The organism is Streptomyces sp. WM6386, from assembly GCF_000972385.1.
Lineage (GTDB): Bacteria > Actinomycetota > Actinomycetes > Streptomycetales > Streptomycetaceae > Streptomyces.
On sequence record NZ_JXTE01000041.1, the window covers coordinates 19,777 to 39,809 of the forward strand.

Below are 20,033 nucleotides of genomic sequence, written 5' to 3' on the forward strand. Positions count from 1 at the left end.
TCAGGCGACCCGCACGTCCTGCCACACCAGCCGGTGGTCCGAGGTCGGCACATTCGTCCCGCCCCCGACCAGCCGGTACAGCGGATCGTCCGACGTCGGCCAGAACACCCCGTTCCCCAACGGCTCGAGACCCTTGGACGGCAGGACGTGGTCGACCCGCAGATTCCCGGGCGCGTTGTCGTTGAAGTCGGACGTGTCGTACGCCGGGTTCCCGATGTGCAAGGCGTTGGCACCGCCCTGCGACCGCGCCGCCTCCACTCCTCCCGCACTGGCCGGTGGTGTGGCGGGCAGCCGGATCGCCGGGTGCTCCAGCAACTGCCGTACGGCGTGGTCGTAACTGTCCCCGTCGTACGGGTCCGCATTGAGGTCGCCCGCGATCACGAACCGCGAGCCCGGCCGCAGACCACCGCGCCGCCCCTTGTCGTCGTACAGGTAGGAGCTGCGGCGGGGCCCGGAGATGTAGTCGGCCCACAGGCGGATCTCGTCGTGGTTGCGCCGGCCGTTGCGGTCCTCGGGGCCGTCGAAGGTGGGGGGTGTCGGATGGGAGACCAGGAAGTGCACGGTGGAGTGTCCGACGCGCACCGGCACGTCCCAGTGGCTCTTGGAGGACAGCCGCAGGATCGCGCGGGCCTCGTCGCTGTAGTAGCCCGGTGGCATCACATGACCGGGCATGTCCTTCCACAGGAAGTGCCGGAAGGTGCGCACCGCGCGGGCGTCGATCGGGTACTTGGAGAGCACGAGCATGCCGTACTGCCCCGGGAACCAGCCGTACCCGAAGGCGTCCTGGCCGTACGCGTCCGAACCGGGCGTGGTGACCGCGCCGCCCCGCCCGTCGAGGTCCACGCCGGAGGCGACGCCTGTGTTGACGGGCCCGGTGCAGCGGTACGGGAAGCGGATCGGGGCCGCCCCGTTCTGGCCGACGGCGAGGTAGTTCCGCAGGAACAGCCGGGCCGCCGTACCGGCGTCGTCGTAGTCGAACTCATTGATCAGCAGCACGTCCGGGTCGACCCGCTGGATCGTCTCGGCGGCATTGCGCGCCTGGACGTTGTCCGGGGTGGACAGGTCGGTGACGAGGGCGCCCTGGGTGCCGCGGTTCAGGGACGCGTTGAACGTGGCGAAACGGACGGTCCGGCGGCCGGTCGCCGACGCGGGGACCGCGGTGGACCCGGCGAGTGCCGCGCCGGCGACGGCGGTGAGCGCGGTCCGGCGGGAGAAGGCTCTGTGGTCGTGGTTCATCGGGACTCCGGTGAGGAGGGGACACGTGAACGGGTGCAGTCTGCGCGCGTAGAGATGAACGCCACAAGACCCGTCGAGAACTCCCGAGTTCAGCCCCGATTCACGCGATGGTGTGATCATGTGCCGTGCCGCGGATGCCCCCGGAAGGGCCTGGGTAGGGCCCCGCCCATGACGCAGCCCTTCGAACTCCCGCACTTCTACATGCCGTATCCCGCGCGGCTGAACCCGCACGTCGAGGAGGCACGCGCCCACTCGAGCCGGTGGGCACGCGACATGGGCATGCTGGAGGGATCCGGGGTCTGGGAGCAGTCCGACCTCGACGCCCATGACTACGGTCTGCTCTGCGCCTACACCCACCCCGACTGCGACGGCCCCACCCTGTCGCTGATCACCGACTGGTACGTGTGGGTCTTCTTCTTCGACGACCACTTCCTGGAGATCTTCAAACGCACCCAGGACCGCGCCGGCGGCAAGGCCTACCTCGACCGGCTGCCGCTGTTCATGCCGATGGACCTCGCCACGCCGATGCCCGAGCCGGAGAACCCCGTCGAGGCGGGCCTCGCCGACCTGTGGACGCGGACCGTGCCCGCCATGTCGGCCGACTGGCGCCGCCGCTTCGCCGTCGCCACCGAGCATCTCCTCAACGAGTCCCTGTGGGAACTGTCCAACATCAACGAGGGGCGGATCGCCAACCCCGTCGAGTACATCGAGATGCGCCGCAAGGTGGGCGGCGCCCCCTGGTCGGCGGGGCTCGTCGAGTTCGCGACCGCCGAAGTGCCCGTGGCCGTCGCGGGATCCAGGCCGCTGAGGGTCCTGATGGAGACGTTCTCCGACGCCGTCCACCTGCGCAACGACCTCTTCTCCTACCAGCGGGAGGTCGAGGACGAGGGCGAGAACAGCAACGGTGTGCTGGTCCTGGAGACCTTCTTCGGCTGCACCACCCAGCAGGCCGCCGACACCGTCAACGACATCCTCACCTCCCGGCTCCACCAGTTCGAGCACACCGCCCTCACCGAGGTGCCGGCGCTCGCCCTGGAGAAAGGTCTCGCCCCGGGCGACATCGCCGCGGTCGCCGCCTACACCAAGGGACTTCAGGACTGGCAGTCCGGCGGCCACGAGTGGCACCTGCGCTCCAGCCGCTACATGAACGAGGGCGCCACCTCCACCGCGCCCTGGCACGGACTCACCGGCCCGGGCACCTCCGCCGCCGACATCGGCGCCCTGCTCGCCTCGGCCGGTGCGGAAAGGCTGCGGGCGTACACGCATGTGCCGTACCAGAAGGTCGGTCCTTCCCGGCTCCCCGACTTCTTCATGCCCTTCGAGGTCGAGCTCAGCCCGCATCTGCCCGCCGCCCGCCCCCGGCTCACCGAGTGGATGCACCGGATGGGCATGCTCCAGGAGGGCGTCTGGGACGAGGACAGGCTGGCCGCGGCCGACCTGCCGCTGTGCTCGGCGGGACTCGACCCGGACGCCACCCCCGAGGCCCTCGACCTCAGCTCGCAGTGGCTCGCCTGGGGGACGTACGGCGACGACTACTACCCGCTGGTCTTCGGCCACCGCCGCGACCTCGCCGCCGCCCGGTTGATCACCCAGCGTCTGTCGGACTGCATGCCCGTGGCGGGCGAGCAGGTCCCGGCGCCCCTGAACGGCATGGAGCGCGGCCTGATCGACCTGTGGCGGCGCACGACGGCGGACATGACGCCGGACCGGCGGCGCACCTTCAAGGACTCCGTGAACGTGATGACCGAGAGCTGGGTCTGGGAGCTCTCCAACCAGGTCCAGAACCGGATCCCCGACCCGGTCGACTACCTGGAGATGCGCCGCGCCACCTTCGGCTCCGACCTCACGATGAGCCTGTGCCGGATGGGCCACGGCCCCGCCGTCCCGCCGGAGGTCTACCGCAGCGGCCCGGTCCGCTCGCTGGAGAACGCGGCCATCGACTACGCCATGCTCATCAACGACGTCTTCTCGTACCAGAAGGAGATCGAGTACGAGGGCGAGGTCCACAACGCGATCCTCGTCGTGCAGAACTTCTTCGGCATCGACTACCCGACCGCGCTCGACGTCGTCCACGACCTGATGACCCAGCGCATGCAGCAGTTCCAGCATGTCGCCGCGCATGAACTGCCCGTCGTCCACGACGACTTCGACCTCTCGGACGAGGCCCGCGAGATCATGCGCGACTACGTCGCCGACCTCCAGAACTGGATGGCGGGCATCCTGCACTGGCACCGCACCGTCGACCGCTACAAGGCCGCGTACCTGTCCCGCCGATCCCACGGCTTCCTGCCGGACCGGCCACCGGCCCTGACACTGCCGCTCGTCGGCTGACCCGGCGCTCCGGGCCCGGCCGCCGGGGGCGGGTTCTCGCGCGGGAGCCGGAGAGCGTGATCCGTCATGTCACTGAACGTAACAGCCGCCGGTGTCAACGGGAGTTCGCGTGCCCATGCGCGGTTTTCGGACCTTCTCGTGCGGAACGGGATATTCAGGGAACTTCGGCGATGCGCCAGGAGTCTTGCGGGGTGAGGGAATCAAGACCACAGAACACACGGGGGTGTTCGACCTTGACCGACATCATCGAGAGGATCACGGAGAGCGACAAGGGGGAGCAGGAGGCGGTGCCGGGCGAACTGGCGCCGTATGTCGCGCCGTTGCCCGTCCCGCCCGTCCTGCGGCCCGCCACCGGCGACGCGCTGCGTGAGACGGAGATCGCCCTGCAGCCGACCTGGGTCCGGCTGCACCCGCAACTGCCGCCGACCCTGATGTGGGGGTACGAGGGCCTGGTGCCCGGCCCCACCATCGAGGTGCGGCGCGGACAGCGGCTCCGCATCGCCTGGACCAACCGCGTTCCCAAGGGCAGCGAATACCCGGTCACCGCCGTCGAGGTACCGGTCCGCCCGGCGGGCACCCCGCCCGCCACCACCGAGCCCGGCCGCGACGGCGTCAAGCCCGACGAGGACGTGGCCGCCCTGCCCGCCTGGTCGGTGACCCATCTGCACGGCGCCCAGACGGGGGGCGGCAATGACGGCTGGACGGACAACGCCGTGGGTTTCGGCGACGCCCAGCTCTCCGAGTACCCGAACGACCACCAGGCGGTCCAGTGGTGGTACCACGACCACGCCATGAACATCACGCGGTGGAACGTGATGGCGGGCCTGTACGGCACCTACCTGGTCCGTGACGAGGAGGAGGACGCCCTCCATCTCCCCTACGGGGAGCGGGAGATCCCGCTCCTGCTCGCCGACCGCAACCTCGACACCGACGAGGACGGTCTTCTCAACGGCCGGCTGCTGCACAAGACGATCGTGGTGAACCCGTCTCACCCGGAGACGGGCAAGCCGGTCACGACACCGTTCCTCGGCCCGTACACCACGGTCAACGGCCGCATCTGGCCGTACGCCGACGTGGACGACGCCTGGTACCGCTTCCGCCTGGTGAACGCGTCGAACGCGCGCATCTACGACCTGGTCCTGGTGGACGAGGACGACCATCCGGTGCCGGGCGTCGTGCATCAGATCGGCAGCGACGGCGGGCTGTTGCCGCGGCCCGTGCCGATCGACTTCGACGGGGCGCTGCCCACCCTGACCGCCGCCCCGGCGGAGCGCTTCGACCTGCTCGTCGACTTCCGTGGTCTCGCGGGCCGCAGGCTCCGTCTGGTCAACAAGGGTCCCAACCAGCCTGTGGGCGTGCCCGACCCGGTGGGCAATGTGCGCTACCCGGCGGTCATGGAGTTCCGGATCCGTGAGTCCTGCGAGACCGACACCTTCGAGCTGCCCGAGATGCTCTCGGGTTCCTTCCGCCGGATGACGCACGACGTGGCGCACGGCCACCGGCTGATCGTGCTCACTCCGCCCGGCACCAAGGGCGGCGGCGGACACCCGGAGATCTGGGAGATGGCCGAGGTCGAGGACGCGAGCGGCATCCAGTTCCCCGCCGAGGGCATCATCCAGGTCACCGGTCCGGACGGCACCACGAAGACCTACCGGCGCACGGCCCGGACCTTCAACGACGGCCTGGGGTTCACCATCGCCGAGGGCAGCCACGAGCAGTGGAGCTTCCTCAACCTCGCGCCGATTCCGCACCCGATGCACATCCACCTGGCCGACTTCCAGGCGCTCGGACGGGACCCGTACGTGGTGACGGGCTTCGACCAGGCGGTGGGCGGCACCCGCACACCGATCGCGTACGACCCGACCAGGACGATTCCACTGGGACCCAACGAACTGGGCTACAAGGACGTCTACCGGGTCCCCGGCAACCAGATGCTGCGCATCATGGGCAGGTTCGACGGGGCGTACGGCCGGTTCATGTACCACTGCCACTTCCTGGAGCACGAGGACATGGGCATGATGCGGCCCTTCGTCGTCATGCCGCCCGAGGCGCTGAAGTTCGACCACGGCGGCGGCCACCACGGCGGGCACGGGGAGGGTCACACGGGCTGACCCCGGTGCAGCACGGCGTGCTCCACCGCGGCTCGCGCCAGCGCCCGGACCATCGGGTGCGGGCGCGAGCCGTCGCCGGCCAGCTCGGGCTGGAACAGCGAGGCCAGGAAGAAGGGGTGGCCCGGCAGTTCGGCGATCCGGACGTGTCCGTCCTCGTCGTACCCGGAGAAGCGCAGCCCGTGCGCGCGCAGCGTGTCGAGGTGGCGGGACGCGCCGTAGGCGCAGAAGTAGCGCTCGACCGTGCGTTCCGATCCGATCACGGACTGGGCGAGCGAGCCCGGCTCGATGGTGACCACGCCCTCGTGGCCGACGAGGGAACAGGCCAGCGGCTCGATGAGCAGGTCCTCGGCGTCGGGGTCGGTCTCGGCGTGCGCCACGCGCGCGAGGCCGCACACATCACGGGCGTACTCCAGCAGCGCATGCTGGAACCCGGCGCACGTACCGAGGAACGGAATGCCCTCCACGCGCGCGGTGCGGATCGCCGCGAGCACGCCCTCCTCGCTGCGGTACGGGCTGCCCGGCACCACCCACACCGCGTCGAACCCGCTGACGGCGCCCTCCGCCTCGGCGTCCTCGGACGGGATCCAGTAGGCGTCGAGCACGAGCCGGTCGCGTTCGGCGAGGGAGTCCATCAGAAGGGGGATGCGGGTGTGGGACACGACGCTGGGGGAGCGGTCGCCGACCAGGGCGATCCGGGCGGTCACGGTTGCGGAGTTCGTCATGCCCTCATCCTGGGCGCGGCCGCCGGATCGCGTCCAACGATGATTTCTGCACTCCCGATAAGCAGAGCTGATGCGACCCTGGACGCATGGACCCGCACCTCCTGCGCACCTATGTCACCGTCGCCCGCCTCGCCTCCTTCTCCGAGGCCGCCCGCGAGCTGGGCTACACCCAGTCGGCCGTGTCCCAGCACATCCAGGCCCTCGAACAGGACCTGGGCGCCCCGCTGCTGACCCGCCGTCCCGTCCTGCCCACGGCGGCCGGCGAGCGGCTCCTCGAACACGCGGGCCCACTGCTGCTGCGTCTGGACGCGGCCCGCGCGGACGTCGTACGGATGGCTGCCGCGCCCGAGCACGGGCTGGTCCTCGCCGCCGCCCCGACCGCGCTCGGGCCCCATGTCCTGGCCGCGCTTCCGGCCGCGGGTGTGACCCTGCGGGTGCTCGCCCGCGAGGCTGTTCCCGCGGCCGTCGCCACCGGTACGGCGGACCTGGGCCTGGTCGACGGCCTGGCCGCCCCCAGCGACCCGCTGCGGCTGCCCGACGTGGCGCCGCTGACCACGCGCGGCGCCGGCGAGGAGCCCGTGTGCGTGCTGCTGCCCGACGCGCATCCGCTCGCGCGCCGCCCCGGCCTGCGCCTCGCCGACCTCGCCGACGCCCGCTGGCTGGACGCACCCGACGCCGGCCTGCCCCTGACCCACCTCCGCGCGGCGAACGGCGGCCACGGGTTCCGCCCCGCACTGCGCTACGACGGCACGGACGTTCGTACCCTCACCGCCCTGGCCACGGCGGGGCGAGGCCTGACCCTGCTGCCCCGCTCGGCGGCGACGGGAATTCCCGGCACGGTCGCGGTTCCGGTCACGGAGCCGCGAGTCGTCCATCGCACAGAACTGGTCCACGCGGGGGTGCTGCGGGGAGCGGCGGCGGCGCTGGCGGACGTGCTGACCGGTTGAGTTCGAACGTGCGCGTTGTCGATCGGCCCGAACATCCATGGCTTCCCGTTCTTGACCGCCAGTCAGTCTCACTCGTTCGTGGTTCGTCCGGCGCCGCCGTCCCGGGTAGAGCACCAGCCGGGAGCGACCCCGTTCCCCCACTGCCTCAAGGGCGTGGGCGGTGCCCCCAGCCGGAGGCAAGCCATGGAACAGACCGCGTTGCGTCCGAAGCCGATGCCGGGCCAGGAGCCCGGCGGCGGCAGCAAACCCCGTGCGGCCCGGCACCCGCACGCCGCGCCCCGCCGTGCCCGAAAGCTGCGGACCCTGCTGCTCGCGCTGTTCGTCGGAGCGGTCCTGGTCCTGTCCGGCGTCGGCCTCGGCACGATCGGCGCCACGGTGATCGGCATGAGCAGACTCGCCGAGCTGCAGCGGCAGATGGAGCGGACCCCGCCCGTCTCGACCCGCTCCGCCCCGTCGTCGCCCTCGCCGTCCTCCGCGTCGCCCACCCTCGCGCCTGCCCCGCCCAGGGCCGCCCTCGGCGTGGAGGCCGTCGACGCCGAGAAGGCGGGCGCCGTGATCGTCGGCGTGCATGTGCCGGGCCCCGGCTTCGCGGCGGGCCTGGTGCGGGGCGACGTACTCCTCCAGGTCGGCAGGACGCGCGTCGACTCGGCCGCCGACCTCGCCCGAGCCGTGGCCGACACCCGCCCCGGCAAGGAAGTCAAGCTGACGGTCCGTCACCAGAGCGGTGGTTACCAGCAGTTGACCGCCGTGCCCGGCATCGTCACATGACCACCCGGAAGTGGCTGGTGAGCCGCCCCGCGTCGTCGAGGATGTGGAAGGCGAACCCGACCGGCGCGTCCCGGTCCGCGATCCGCTCGCCCTCCCAGGGCATCCGCAGCGTCCACGTCACCCCCGGGCCGACCACCAGCGGCCGCCCGGCGAAGGTGGTCGCGGCGGGCGTGTGGGCGTGACCGGTGATGATCCCGGCGATCTCGGGGCGGCGTTCGAGCAGCGCGGCCAGCCGGTCGGGCTCCCGCAACGGGTACGAGTCCGGCAGCGGGTGGTGCAGCGCCACCGGGGGGTGGTGGAAGGCGAGCAGCGCGCGCCGTTCCTGGCCCAGCCCGTCCAGCGTCGCCTCGATCCAGTCGTACGTCTCCTCCTCCAGGGCCCCTTCGTCCTTCCCCGGGATGCTGGAGTCGCACATCAGCACCGCGGCGTCGTCGAAGAGGCGCACACTGTTGACCGGACCGTCCGCCGCCGGCAGGCCCAGCAGGGCCTTGCGGTACGGGGCGCGGCTGTCGTGGTTGCCCGGGCAGGTCAGCACCGGGAACGGTGCGTCGCCCAGGATCCGCGCGACCTCCTCGTACTCCGCCTCCGCGCCGTGGTCCGCGATGTCCCCCGTCACCAGCAGGGCGTCCACCCGCCCCGGCAGGTCCCACAGCCGGTCGCGCACCCGCTGCGCGCGCTCCGTGGCCCGTTCGCTTTTGTCCAGATGCAGATCGCTGATGTGCGCGAGTACGAGCACGGTCGGATGCCTCCCCTGAGATCGACCTTAATGGCGTATGTCGATCTAAGCATTAGGGCTAATGCTTGAGCAATGCGTAACCGTTAAGTCGGAAAACGCCGCGAACCGGCTCGCGCGGCCCCCGCTGTCCGGGCAGGATGCTGCCCGTAGCCCCCGTTGTCCCTTTGTCCGCCCAGGGAGGCCCGGATGACCGGCCGTACGCTCGCGCCCTTCACCGCCGACGACTACCGGGCCCGCATGGAGCGCGCCGCCCGGGCTGCCGCCGACGCCTCACTCGCCGGACTCCTCGTGGCACCCGGCCCGGACCTGGTCTGGCTCACCGGCTACACCCCGACCGCGATCACCGAACGGCTCACCCTGCTGGTCCTCGCCGCCGGCCAGGACCCCGTCCTCGTCGTCCCCACCCTGGAGGCCCCGGACGCCGCCCACGCCACCGGCGCGTCCGCGCTGACCCTGCGCGACTGGACCGACGGCAAGGACCCCTACGCCGCCACCGCCGCCCTCCTGGACTCCGGCGGCCGGTTCGGCATCAGCGACAACGCCTGGGCGATGCACCTGCTGGGCCTGCAGACGGCGCTCCCCGGCACCTCGTACGCCTCCCTCACCCACGCCCTGCCGATGCTGCGGGCCGTCAAGGACGCGGCGGAGCTGGAGCTGTTGGCGGCCGCGGGAGCAGCCGCTGACGCAACGTTCGAGGAGATCCGGAAGGTTCCCTTCGGCGGCCGCCGGGAGTCCGAGGTCGCCGCAGACCTCGCCGGTCTGCTGCGCCGCTTCGGGCACTCCCAGGTCGACTTCACCATCGTCGCCTCGGGCCCGAACGGCGCCAACCCGCACCATGAGGTCGGCGACCGGGTCATCGAGCGCGGCGACATGGTCGTCCTCGACTTCGGCGGCCTCAAGGACGGCTACGGCTCCGACACCTCCCGCACCGTCCACGTCGGCGAACCCACCGACGAGGAACGCCGGGTCCACGACCTCGTGCGCGAGGCCCAGGAGGCCGGCTTCCGCGCGGTACGCCCCGGCGTCGCCTGCCAGGACGTCGACCGGGCGGCCCGCAGGGTCATCGCCGACGCCGGGTACGGCGAGTACTTCATCCACCGCACCGGCCACGGCATCGGCGTCACCACGCACGAACCGCCGTACATGATCGAGGGCGAACAGCAGCCCCTCGTCCCCGGCATGTGCTTCTCCGTCGAGCCCGGCGTCTATCTGCCGGGACGCTTCGGGGTGCGCATCGAGGACATCGTCACGGTCACCGAGGGCGGCGGCCGCCGCCTCAACGACACGACCCGCGACATGGTCATAGTGGACTGAGCAGCCATCAGGAGCCCCAGCACACCCCCCGAGTGACTACGGCGCGACATGACCCAGGCACCGACACCCACCGCGGACACCGTCCGCCGGCTGGTCCGTTCCCTCCTCAAGGACGCATCGAGCGGCGCCGGACCCGACGTCCGGCCCGTCGCCGAGAGCGCCGAGCCCGCCACCTGGTGGGTCGGCACCCGCCATGTGCTGCGCCTGGCCCCCGACCGCGAGGCCGCCCTGCGCCAGCGCCGCGAACTGCGGCTGCGCGACCTCGTCCGACCGCACGTCCCGGCCGCCGTCCCGACGAGCGTGGCCCACGGCGAGTGGACACCAGGGCTGACCTACACGCTCGACGCCCTGCTCCCCGGCGGCTCGGCGCGCGAGCACGACGTCTCAGCCGTCGGTGAGGCCGACCTGGCCGCGCTGCTCACCGGTCTGCGCGAGGTGCCCGCCCGCCAGGCCGAGACCCTCGGGGTTCCGCGCACCGCCCCGCGCTCCCTGGAGGCACTGCGGCGAGCCGCCGAACGCACGGCCCGATCCCTCGCCGCCGCCGACGAGTTCGACGCGGGCCGCCTCCACCAGCTCACCTCGGCGGCCGCCGTCCAGCTCGCCGCCCAGCCCGGCACGTCCGTCCTCGTCCACCACGGGCTCACCGGCGACCACCTCGTGGTCAGCGCCGACGGCCGGGTACGCGGTGTGCTCGGCTGGGCCGAGGCGATCGTCGGCGACCCCGCCGAGGACATCGCCGGGCTCGCCCTCGCCGTCGGATCCCCCGCCGCCGTCCGCGCCGCCACCCTCGCGGGCTACGGCGCCCGCCCCTGCCTGCGCGGCCTGTGGCTCGCCCGCTGCGACGCGGTCGTCCGCCTCGCAGAACGCCTGGAGGGCCGCGGCGACACGCCGCTCCCGGAGCTACGGGTGCAGCTCCGGCACGCCTGGGAGGCGATCCTGCTGGAGCGGGTGACGGAGCTGCGGGAGGGCGAAGAGGAGGAGTAGCCGCGCCGGGCTTCTCACCCGCGCCGGATCACTGACCCCCACCCGCGCCGGGCCCCTCACACGCGCCGGATCACTGACTCCCACCCGCGCCGGGCCCCTCACACGCGCCGGATCACTGACTCCCACCCGCGCCGGGCCCCTCACACGCGCCGGGCCACTGACCCTCACCCGTGCCGGGCCCCTCACTCCTGAAGAAGCACCACGCACGACTCCCCGGGCACATGCAGCACCCCGTCCGCCCCCGGCCCCTCCACGGGCTCCCAGGCGGCCAGTACACGCGCCTGACGCGGCCCCAGAGGGATCGCGGCGGGTTCCTTGGCCAGATTCACCGCCACCCGCACGTCCCCGCGCCGGAAGGCCAGCCAGCGCCCCCGCTCGTCGTACGCCACCTTCGTGTCGGCGAGGTCCGGGTCGGTGAGGTCGGCCTGTTCGTGGCGCAGCGCGAGGAGCCGGCGGTACCAGTCCAGTACGCGCGCGTGGGGCTCGCGTGCGGGCTCGGACCAGTCGAGGCAGGAGCGGTCCCGGGTCGCCGGGTCCTGCGGATCGGGCACGTCCTCCTCCTTCCAGCCGTGCTCGGCGAACTCCCGCCGCCTGCCCCGCCGTACGGCCTCCGCCAGCTCGGGATCGGTGTGGTCGGTGAAGAACTGCCAGGGCGTCCCCGCCGCCCACTCCTCGCCCATGAACAGCATCGGCGTGAACGGAGCGGTCAGCGTCAGTGCCGCCGCGCACGCCAGCAGACCGGGGGAGAGGGACGCCGAGAGGCGGTCGCCCTGGGCGCGGTTGCCCACCTGGTCGTGGGTCTGGCCGTAGCCGAGCAGACGGTGCGCGGCCACCCGTGAACGGTCCAGCGGACGCCCGTGCCGGCGGCCCCGGAAACTCGAGTACGTGCCGTCGTGGAAGTACCCGCCGGTGAGCGTCTTCGCCAGCGCGGCGAGGGGGGCGCGGCCGAAGTCGGCGTAATAGCCCTGGGACTCGTTGGTCAGCGCGGAGTGCAGGCAGTGGTGGAAGTCGTCGTTCCACTGCGCGTGCAGCCCGAATCCGCCCTGAACGCGGGAGGTGATCAGCCGCGGGTCGTTCAGGTCGGACTCGGCGATCAGGAACAGCGGCCGGCCCGACTCGGCGGCGAGCGTGTCCACCGCCGTCGACAGTTCCTCCAGGAAGTGCAACGCGCGCGTGTCCGCCAGCGCGTGCACCGCGTCCAGGCGCAGCCCGTCGATCCGGTAGTCCCGCAGCCACGCCAGCGCACTGCCGAGCAGATACGCCCGCACCTCGTCCGACCCGGGCGCGTCCAGATTCACCGCGGAACCCCACGGTGTGTGGTGGGTGTCCGTGAAGTACGGCCCGAACGCGGGCAGGTAATTGCCCGACGGCCCCAGATGGTTGTGTACGACGTCCAGGACCACCCCGAGACCGAGCTCGTGAGCCCGGTCGACGAACCGTTTCAGCCCCTCGGGCCCGCCGTACGGCTCGTGCACGGCCCACAGCGAGACGCCCTCGTACCCCCAACCGTGCCGGCCGGGGAAGGGGCACAGGGGCATCAACTCGACGTGGGTGACGCCCAGTTCGACGAGATGCCCGAGGCGCTCGGCGGCCGCCTCCAGGGTGCCGTCACGCGTGTACGTGCCCACATGCAGCTCGTACAGGACCGCGCCCGGCAGCGGCCGTCCGGCCCACTCCGTGTGCCAGGTGTACCTCCCCTGGTCGACGACCGCACTCAACCCGTCCGGGCCGTCCGGCTGGCGGCGCGAGCGCGGGTCCGGCAGCACGGGGCCGTCGTCCAGTGCGAAGCCGTACCGGGAGCCGTCCCGCGCCTGCGCCTCACCTCGCCACCATCCGGTCCGTTCCGGATCGCGCTCCAACGCGCGCGTGGCGCCGTCGCACCGGAGCGTCACACGGTCGGCCTGCGGTGCCCACACCTCGAACTGCACGGACGGTTCCCCTTCGTCTGCTCACCGTGATGTAGCCCGTCCATCGTGCTTCAAACAGGACCGATCCGCTTTTGAATCTTCCCTTTTGCGGCGGGTGTCGTGGCAGGTGGCGTCACGTGTACGCGCGTGGCGGCTGTTCTCACGTTTTCTGGACACCCGGCGTTCACTGCCCGACAATCACGAACGTGACGTCGTCCTTCGAGTTCAACACGTACCCCGCGCGGCTCTCCGACGCGGAGCGCGACAAGGCGCTGAACGTGCTCCGTGACGGCGTCGCGATGGGTCGGCTGTCGCACGACACGTTCATCCGGCGCATGGAACTGGCGCTCGCCGCCCGCCGCTCGGACGAACTCGCGGCGCTCACCGCCGACTTGCCCTCGGAAGGACGCTTCTCCCGGCTGGTGTTCGGCTCCGTGGAGGCGGTCTCCGGCTTCACCCAGCGGCTGCGCCGTGCCTGGCAGGCCGAGCGGCTGCCCAAGCTGCTGCTGCCGCACCCCGGCAACGGATACCCGCTGCGGATCGGCCGCGACCCCGCCAACGGACTGAGGCTGACCCACGAGACGGTGTCCCGGGTGCACGCCGAACTGAGCCGCCAGGGCGGCATGTGGGTGCTGCGGGACCTCGGTTCGACCAACGGCACGACGGTGAACGGGCGGCGTGTCATCGGGGCAGCCGTGGTCCGTGAGGGCGACCAGATCGGCTTCGGGCGGATGTGGTTCCGGCTCTCCGCCGACTGAGCCGAGGCGTCCATGAACTGAGCCGAACCTTAGCTCTGGCCTGGGGTTTACGTCCTGTCGAGGGCTCAGATCCCTTTGCCGACCGCGGTGTTGACGTACCCCACAAGTCGTGACTCACTGTGCGTACACCATGCACATCAGGTGAACCGACGGCACCATATTTGTGGAGGTGTGCCCTGCCGCCACTCCTCCGCTACCCGACCGTCGACGAGTTGGGCGCCCGGGCGTCCGCACTCGTCGCCCGCCACCCCGGCGACGCCAGACTCCGCACGGTCGGCACGTCCCGCGCGGGCACACCGCTGTGGCTGCTGTCCGTCGGCCACGGCACCCGCCAGGCCCTCGTGGTCGCCGGCCCGCACGCCAACGAACCCGTGGGCGGCGGCACCGTCCTGCGGCTCGCCGAACGCGCCCTCGCCGACCCCCTGCTCACCGAGGGCGCCGACGCCACCTGGAACCTGCTGCTCAGCCTCGACCCCGACGGTCTGCGCCGTAACGAGGGCTGGCTGCACGGCCCGTACACCCTCGGCCGGCACTTCCGGAACTTCTTCCGGCCCGGCTTCCTGGAACAGCCCGAGTGGCTGCCCGACGGCGCCGACGCCGTCACGCTGCCGGAGACCCGCGCCCTGCTCGACGTCCAGGACGAACTGCGGCCCTTCCTCCAGTGCTCCCTGCACGGCGTCGACGTGGGCGGCGGCTTCGTCGAGCTGACCCACGACCTGCCGGGCCTCGCGGGCCGCGTCGCCCACCACGCGGCCCGGCTCGGCATCCCCCGCGAACTCGGCCCGTACGACACCCTGTACTGGCCGGTCCTGGGGCCCGCCGTGTTCCGTATCCCGCCGCCGCGCCGGGGCGACCTGGCCGCCGCCATCACCGAGGCCGCCGTCGAGTCGACCTGGTACCACCCGCACCGGTACGGCACCGTGACCGCGATCGTCGAGGCGCCCATGTGGGGCGTGACCGCAGTCGAGGACGGCTCCCCGCCCGTCGACGCGGCCGCCGTACTGCGCGGCGTCAGCCGCACCCTGCGCCACGACACCCAGCGCCTGGAGCGCCTCTTCGCGCGCGTCCGGCCCTTCGTCACCGCCGTCCCGGACGCGGAGCGGCTGCTCGCACCGGTCGACGACTATTTACTGGTCTGCCCCGGCATCGCGGACTCCTGGGATCCCGATGTCGACGACGGATCCCATCCGCTGCCGCCCCTCAGCACCGGCCACCTGGCCGCCCTGCGGATCTCCGGCCGCCGCCTGACGCTGCGCACCGCGGGCCTGCTGCACCAGCTCGTGAGGGCCGCCGGGACCGACCCGGTCGGTGCCCTGCCCGAGCTGGACCGCCTCATCGACGAGTGGTGCGCCGACTACCGCGACGGCTGCGGGGCACGCTGGATCCCCGTCGCCCGCCAGGTGGAGTACCAGGCGCGGGTGGTGCAGACCGTGTTCGAACTGGCCGGGCGCCACACGCGCGTGAGCTCCCGTTCGGGTGAGTCGGGGTGGGGATCCCAGGCCGCCGTGCCGATGCATCTGGAATGAAGAACTGCACCGCATCGAAGGCGGTACGAGGCTCGCTGCTCGCCGCGGCCGCCCTCCTCGTCGCCACCACGGCCCCCGCGCAGGCGGCGCCCGCTGACTCCCGCACCGACAACTGGCTCTTCCTCACGGTCACCAGGGGCGACGCCCGGTCCAGCGACACCCGCGGCACGCTGCTGCTGTGCGACCCGCCCCAGGGACACGGGAAAGCGGCCGAGGCCTGCGCGGAACTGGAGGCGGCGACCGGCGACCTCGCCGCCCTCCCGGCGAAGAACACCTACTGCCCGATGAACTACGCCCCGGTGACCGCACGCGCGCAGGGACAGTGGAACGGGCGGCCGGTCGACTACGCGGAGACCTTCTCCAACGGCTGTGTGATGGCCGGGCGGACCGGATCGGTGTTCGCGCTCGACGGCCTCGCCACCACCTGAGTCCGGCCGGTGGCGGCGGGGCTCAGGACGCCCTCGCGCGCGCGTGGATCGCCGCCGCCACCACCGTGCGGGACTGGTGCTCGATCTGGTGCTCCAACGGCACCCACCGGGCCTGGAAACGGTCGGCGAAAGCCTCGCTCCAGGTCGCCACCAACCGCTCCAGACGGGGCGCCGCACGGTCGTCGTACTCCAGCAGCACCCGCAGCAGCATCGACGCCGCCCGCAGCGGCAGCCGACGCGCGAACGCGTCCACGCTGCCCACATACGCGCGCGTGTTGTCGGCGGGCGGGGTGTGCATCCAGTCCGCGGCCAGCCCCGGCACCAGCTCCAGGCCCCACTTGGAGGCCCGCAGCAGCGGCCCCTCGACGTCCGGCAGACGCGGCGTGGCGTCGGCGAGCACCCGCTCCACCTGCCGCGCGTCCTGCAGCAGCCGCCCCGCCAGACGCCGCAGCGCGACGGCCGGGGCCGGATGCGGTGCCGGGTCGTCGACCAGGTCGCTCGCCCACATCGGCACCTCGACGATCGCGGTCAGCCCGCCGTACCGGTGCGCGTGGTACCAGGTGCTGTTGCGCGCGTCGTCCGGCATGCTCGGGTACGCCGCCCCCGCGCCCGGGGCGGGCATCACATGTACCCCGGGCCCGGACGCGGGCCAGCCCGCGGCGTCCGAGGCGCCCGTCTCCACCGGGATGTTCAGCTCCGCCGCGGACTTGGCGAACGGCTCCGCGAGACCTGGGATGTCCTTCGTCAACTGCACCCAGCTGCCGCCCAGATCGGTGCCGTGCAGGGTGACCTGGAGGTAGGGGCGCAACTCGTCGATGACGCCGGTCAGGGCCCGGGTCTCCGGTGGCAGCCGGTCCGGCGGCAGCACGGCCGGGGACCACTCCGGCTGCTCGTGGCCCGCGGGCCGGAAGAAACCGAGGTGGTAGTCGAACAGGCTGCGCGGCGCGGGCGTGATGTGCAGGCTCGCCCCGTCGGGATCCGCGCACAGCAGGAAGTGCCAGGACGTCTCCAGCCTCAACTCCCTTTCGTGCACCACACGTTCGGCGACATCGAGGAGGGTCGCACCACCGGTCGGCTCGTTGGAGTGGGCGCCGGCGACGACGAGCACGGCACGCCGGGCATGGCCCACGGACAGCAGATGCAGGGGTCTGCCCGCCCGGGACCGGCCGACCTGACGCAGGGTGCACAGAGCGGGCCGCCGAGCGGTCAACGCCCTTGCGGACGTGACGACTTCGGTCACTGTGGGGTAGCGCAGCTCCGGCAGGAGACTCACCCCCGACACATCCGCCCGGCTTCGCAATCCGCAGTACGCCACGCCCTCTGTGAAGTGTCAAGCGCGCAACGGGGGAGCCTCCAGGGGGCGCCCGGATGCATTTACCGCCAGCTGGAACGGCCGTTGGTGCCAGCGGGGGTGCCGGGGTCGGATGGGACGGGCCCGGGCGCCGGCGCGCACCTCCGGACCCCATCCGATGGCCGTTCGCGGTGTGGATCGAGCGTGCGCCGTCGCCCGTCACCGCGCGCCGGCCGCCCGGTCCGGGCTCCGGGAGCGCACGCGGTCACGAGCCGGTGGGCCGGGCCGTGCGACGGCGTGCGGTGACGGCGCCTGCGCCCGGGGTGAGTTGGCAGGCCCGGCTCAGTCGCGGTCCGCTTCCACCCGCTCCAGCAACGCCACCGGCAGCCCCTCGAAGAGCTCCGCCACGCGCACGTGCCCCGTGAACTCCCTTCCCGGAGACAGGACATCGGTCCATCGGCCCGGTGGCAGCGGCAACCGGGTCTCGCGCCAGCCGCCCGCCTCCGCCAGCCGCAGCGACAGCCGCGTCACGGCGGTGACGACCTCCCCGGAGCGGGCGAACGCCAGGCAGTGGGCCGCCGCCGGACCCTCGGCGGACAGCGGCGCGTACGTCGCCGAGTCGCCGAACGCGGCGGGGCGTCGTGCCCGCAGGTGCAGCGCCGCCGTGGTGAGCGCGCCCTTCTCACCGGGCTCCTCGGGCGGGAACCGCACGGGTCGGCGGTTGTCCGGATCCACCAGGGCCCGGTACTCGGCCTCTGTGCCCTGGTAGATGTCGGGCACCCCCGGCATGGTCAGATGGAGCAGCGCCGTGCCGAGCATGTTCGCCCGGACGGACGGCCCCAGCGCACCGCGGAAGGCGGCCACGTGTTCGCCCGGCGCCCCGGACGGCCCCGCCGCGACAAAGGCCGCCACCGCCTCTTCGTACGGCGGTTCCTGCTCCGTCCAGCTCGTGTACAGCCCGGCCTCGCGCACATGCTTCAGCAGCGCCTGCTGCACCCGTTCCGGGTCCGCCGGGCCGAGCCCGAACACCGTCTGCCAGGCCGCCCACGCCAGCTGCGCGTCCGGCACCCCTTCGCCGGTGCGGGTCACCTCGGCCAGGACGTCGGCCCAGCGCTGCGGGCACTCGGTGAGGACGGCCAGCGCGGCCCGTACATCGGCGCTGCGCTTGGTGTCGTGCGTCGACACCGCCGTGCCGGTCGCCGGCCAGTCGCGCTGCACGCGCGCGCAGTACGCGTGGAAGTCGCCCGGGGACACCGCGGGTGCGCCCGGATTCCCGCCCACCTCGGTCGCCGACAGCAGCGGCACATAGCGGTAGAACGCCGTGTCCTCCACGGACTTGGCCCGCAGCGCCGACGAGGTCTGCGCGAACCTGGTCCCGAACTCCACATGCTCGGGCCCCTCACCCGCCTGCCCCAGCACCAGAGCGCGGACCACGTCCACCGCACCGGCCTCCTCGGGCACCACGAACGCCTGCCGGGCCTCCTGCGCGGCCTCCTCGGTGAGGACGGAGGCGGCGTCGACGGAGCCGTAGGGCCGGTAGACCTCCATACGGACCAGCAGTTCCTGCAGGGCGGTGCGCAGCGCCCACGGAGCGCGGTCGCGCAGCGCGGGCTCCGGGGACGTGGCGCACAGCCGGACCGCCACCCGGGTCAGCCGCTCGGTCTCGGCGGCCAGCTCGTGCGCGAGCACCTTGTACGCCGCCCGCCGCACCGTCGCCTCCCACTGCCCGCCCCGGTCCGTCTGCGGGGCCGCGAACCGCCGGTACTGACCGAGGAGTTCGCCGAACCCGGCCGGGTCCGTGAGCACGCCGTCGATGTGCCGCAGGGCGTCGTACCCGGTGGTGCCCGCGACCGGCCAGGACGCCGGCAGCGGCTCGCCCTCCGCCAGGATCTTCTCCACCACCGTCCAGCGGCCGCCGGTCGCCTCGTGCAGCCTGCGCAGATACGCGTCGGGGTCGGCGAGACCGTCGGGGTGGTCGATCCGCAGCCCGTCGACGACGCCCTCGTGGAGCAGCTGGAGGATCTTGGCGTGGGTGGCCTCGAAGACCTCCGGGTCCTCCACCCGCACCCCGATGAGCTCCGAGATGCTGAAGAAACGCCGGTAGTTGAGCTCGGTACGGGCCAGCCGCCACCACGCCGGGCGGTACCACTGCGCGTCCAGGAGCCGCGGCAGCGGCAGTTCTCCGGTGCCCTCGCGCAACGGGAAGGCGTGGTCGTGGTAGCGCAGGACGTCGCCGTCGACCCGCAGGTCACCGATGACCGAGCCGAGCGGGCCGCCCAGGACCGGCAGCAGCACCTGTCCGCCCTGCGCCTCCCAGTCGATGTCGAACCATCGCGCGTACGGCGACTTGGGGCCCTCCCTGAGCACCTCCCACAGGGCACGGTTGTGGAGCGGGGCCATGGCCATGTGGTTCGGCACGATGTCCACGATCAGGCCGAGCCCGTGCCGCCGCGCGGTGTCGGCCAGCGCGCGCAGCCCCTCCTCGCCGCCCAGTTCGGCCCGTACGCGCGCGTGGTCCACGACGTCGTAACCGTGCGCGGAGCCGGGGACCGCCTCCAGGACGGGGGACAGGTGCAGATGCGAGACGCCGAGCGTGGCCAGGTACGGCACGGCGGCCGCCGCGGCGGCGAAGGGGAACTCGGGCTGCAGCTGCAGCCGGTACGTGGCGGTCGGCACCACCGGGTCGGGTCGCTCAGGTGTCATGCAGACCTACGTACCCGCCCCACCGTGTTTCGTGTCATCGCCCTGTGCACGTCCCCTCGCGCGCGTGGCTGGCTTCGAAGCGATGGGGCCCATGGGACCGGAGCCCTGGGCGGACCGCCCACACCGCTCCTCGCGGTCCTCGGCGCGACGGCGGGTGCGACCGTGCCGCTGACCGGCCCCCTGGCCCGCGCCCTCCTGATCGCCCTGGCCCCCGCCGTGCGGACGCCGATCTCCTTCGTCCTGGTCCCCGCCCTGGTCGGCCTCGCCACGG

At 72.5% G+C, this 20,033-nt stretch carries 15 protein-coding genes; 9 read left to right on the forward strand and 6 right to left on the reverse strand.

The window, feature by feature from the left end; genetic code table 11:
• Entirely contained in the window at positions 1-1,236 is a 1,236-nt protein-coding gene (locus TN53_RS24295; protein ID WP_046260743.1) for an endonuclease/exonuclease/phosphatase family protein, read from the reverse strand.
• Positions 1,237-1,404: 168 nt separating this feature from the next.
• Here TN53_RS24295 and cyc2 point away from each other — a divergent pair, with 168 nt between their 5' ends.
• The gene (gene cyc2 / locus TN53_RS24300; protein WP_046260744.1) at positions 1,405-3,567 is read left to right on the forward strand and encodes a germacradienol/geosmin synthase Cyc2; all 2,163 of its coding nucleotides are present in this window, start codon (positions 1,405-1,407) and stop codon (positions 3,565-3,567) included.
• A gap of 233 nt (positions 3,568-3,800) precedes the next feature.
• Positions 3,801-5,678, forward strand: a complete 1,878-nt coding sequence (gene phsA / locus TN53_RS24305) for an O-aminophenol oxidase PhsA (protein WP_046260745.1) — start codon at positions 3,801-3,803, stop codon at positions 5,676-5,678.
• Here the strand turns inward: phsA and TN53_RS24310 are convergent.
• Complete coding sequence (locus TN53_RS24310; protein WP_046260746.1) at positions 5,666-6,400, reverse strand: glutamine amidotransferase-related protein; 735 nt, start codon at positions 6,398-6,400, stop codon at positions 5,666-5,668. The genes phsA and TN53_RS24310 overlap by 13 nt on opposite strands.
• Before the next feature lie 86 nt (positions 6,401-6,486).
• Here TN53_RS24310 and TN53_RS24315 point away from each other — a divergent pair, with 86 nt between their 5' ends.
• The gene (locus TN53_RS24315) at positions 6,487-7,347 is read left to right on the forward strand and encodes a LysR family transcriptional regulator (protein WP_046260747.1); all 861 of its coding nucleotides are present in this window, start codon (positions 6,487-6,489) and stop codon (positions 7,345-7,347) included.
• Between the two features lie 183 nt (positions 7,348-7,530).
• Positions 7,531-8,115 (forward strand): PDZ domain-containing protein, encoded by a 585-nt coding sequence (locus tag TN53_RS24320; protein ID WP_046260748.1) that lies wholly within the window; start codon positions 7,531-7,533, stop codon positions 8,113-8,115.
• Here TN53_RS24320 and TN53_RS24325 read toward each other — a convergent pair.
• Entirely contained in the window at positions 8,108-8,851 is a 744-nt protein-coding gene (locus tag TN53_RS24325; RefSeq protein ID WP_046260749.1) for a phosphodiesterase, read from the reverse strand. The genes TN53_RS24320 and TN53_RS24325 overlap by 8 nt on opposite strands.
• A gap of 186 nt (positions 8,852-9,037) precedes the next feature.
• On the opposite strand from TN53_RS24325, the gene TN53_RS24330 reads away from it, so the two are divergent.
• A complete protein-coding gene (locus TN53_RS24330) occupies positions 9,038-10,165 on the forward strand; it encodes an aminopeptidase P family protein (RefSeq protein WP_046260750.1) in 1,128 nt (375 codons plus the stop codon).
• A 48-nt stretch (positions 10,166-10,213) separates the two neighbouring features.
• A complete protein-coding gene (locus tag TN53_RS24335; protein WP_046260751.1) occupies positions 10,214-11,149 on the forward strand; it encodes an aminoglycoside phosphotransferase family protein in 936 nt (311 codons plus the stop codon).
• Positions 11,150-11,331: 182 nt separating this feature from the next.
• Here the strand turns inward: TN53_RS24335 and treZ are convergent, their stop codons facing one another.
• A complete protein-coding gene (treZ, locus tag TN53_RS24340; protein WP_046260752.1) occupies positions 11,332-13,077 on the reverse strand; it encodes a malto-oligosyltrehalose trehalohydrolase in 1,746 nt (581 codons plus the stop codon).
• A 185-nt stretch (positions 13,078-13,262) separates the two neighbouring features.
• Between treZ and TN53_RS24345 the strand changes: the two genes are divergently transcribed.
• The 3 genes from TN53_RS24345 (at position 13,263) to TN53_RS24355 (ending at position 15,768) form a co-directional block, all read left to right on the forward strand.
• A complete protein-coding gene (locus TN53_RS24345) occupies positions 13,263-13,814 on the forward strand; it encodes an FHA domain-containing protein (protein ID WP_046260753.1) in 552 nt (183 codons plus the stop codon).
• 161 nt (positions 13,815-13,975) lie between these two features.
• Complete coding sequence (locus TN53_RS24350; protein WP_046260754.1) at positions 13,976-15,340, forward strand: M14 family zinc carboxypeptidase; 1,365 nt, start codon at positions 13,976-13,978, stop codon at positions 15,338-15,340.
• Positions 15,337-15,768, forward strand: coding sequence for an SSI family serine proteinase inhibitor (locus tag TN53_RS24355; protein ID WP_095046705.1), 432 nt, complete (start codon positions 15,337-15,339; stop codon positions 15,766-15,768). The genes TN53_RS24350 and TN53_RS24355 overlap by 4 nt, the downstream gene beginning before the upstream one ends.
• A 22-nt stretch (positions 15,769-15,790) precedes the next feature.
• Here TN53_RS24355 and TN53_RS24360 read toward each other — a convergent pair whose 3' ends face one another.
• Together TN53_RS24360 and treY are read right to left on the reverse strand one after the other, a co-directional pair.
• Positions 15,791-17,041 carry a M14 family zinc carboxypeptidase gene (locus TN53_RS24360; protein ID WP_046260755.1) on the reverse strand — a complete coding sequence of 417 codons (1,251 nt, stop codon included), beginning with the start codon at positions 17,039-17,041 and terminating at the stop codon, positions 15,791-15,793.
• A 360-nt stretch (positions 17,042-17,401) separates the two neighbouring features.
• Positions 17,402-19,762, reverse strand: coding sequence for a malto-oligosyltrehalose synthase (gene treY / locus TN53_RS24365; protein ID WP_046260756.1), 2,361 nt, complete (start codon positions 19,760-19,762; stop codon positions 17,402-17,404).
• Between the last annotated feature and the right edge of the window lie 271 nt (positions 19,763-20,033).

Bases quoted from the DNA above. Each gene is read 5' to 3' on its own strand.
- cyc2 (WP_046260744.1), top strand. From the start codon at position 1,405: ATGACGCAGCCCTTCGAACTCCCGCACTTCTACATGCCGTATCCCGCG.
- TN53_RS24310 (WP_046260746.1), bottom strand. From the start codon at position 6,400: ATGACGAACTCCGCAACCGTGACCGCCCGGATCGCCCTGGTCGGCGAC.
- TN53_RS24320 (WP_046260748.1), top strand. From the start codon at position 7,531: ATGGAACAGACCGCGTTGCGTCCGAAGCCGATGCCGGGCCAGGAGCCC.
- TN53_RS24330 (WP_046260750.1), top strand. From the start codon at position 9,038: ATGACCGGCCGTACGCTCGCGCCCTTCACCGCCGACGACTACCGGGCC.
- TN53_RS24355 (WP_095046705.1), top strand. From the start codon at position 15,337: ATGAAGAACTGCACCGCATCGAAGGCGGTACGAGGCTCGCTGCTCGCC.
- treY (WP_046260756.1), bottom strand. From the start codon at position 19,762: ATGACACCTGAGCGACCCGACCCGGTGGTGCCGACCGCCACGTACCGG.
- TN53_RS24315 (WP_046260747.1), top strand. From the start codon at position 6,487: ATGGACCCGCACCTCCTGCGCACCTATGTCACCGTCGCCCGCCTCGCC.
- TN53_RS24335 (WP_046260751.1), top strand. From the start codon at position 10,214: ATGACCCAGGCACCGACACCCACCGCGGACACCGTCCGCCGGCTGGTC.
- TN53_RS24295 (WP_046260743.1), bottom strand. From the start codon at position 1,236: ATGAACCACGACCACAGAGCCTTCTCCCGCCGGACCGCGCTCACCGCC.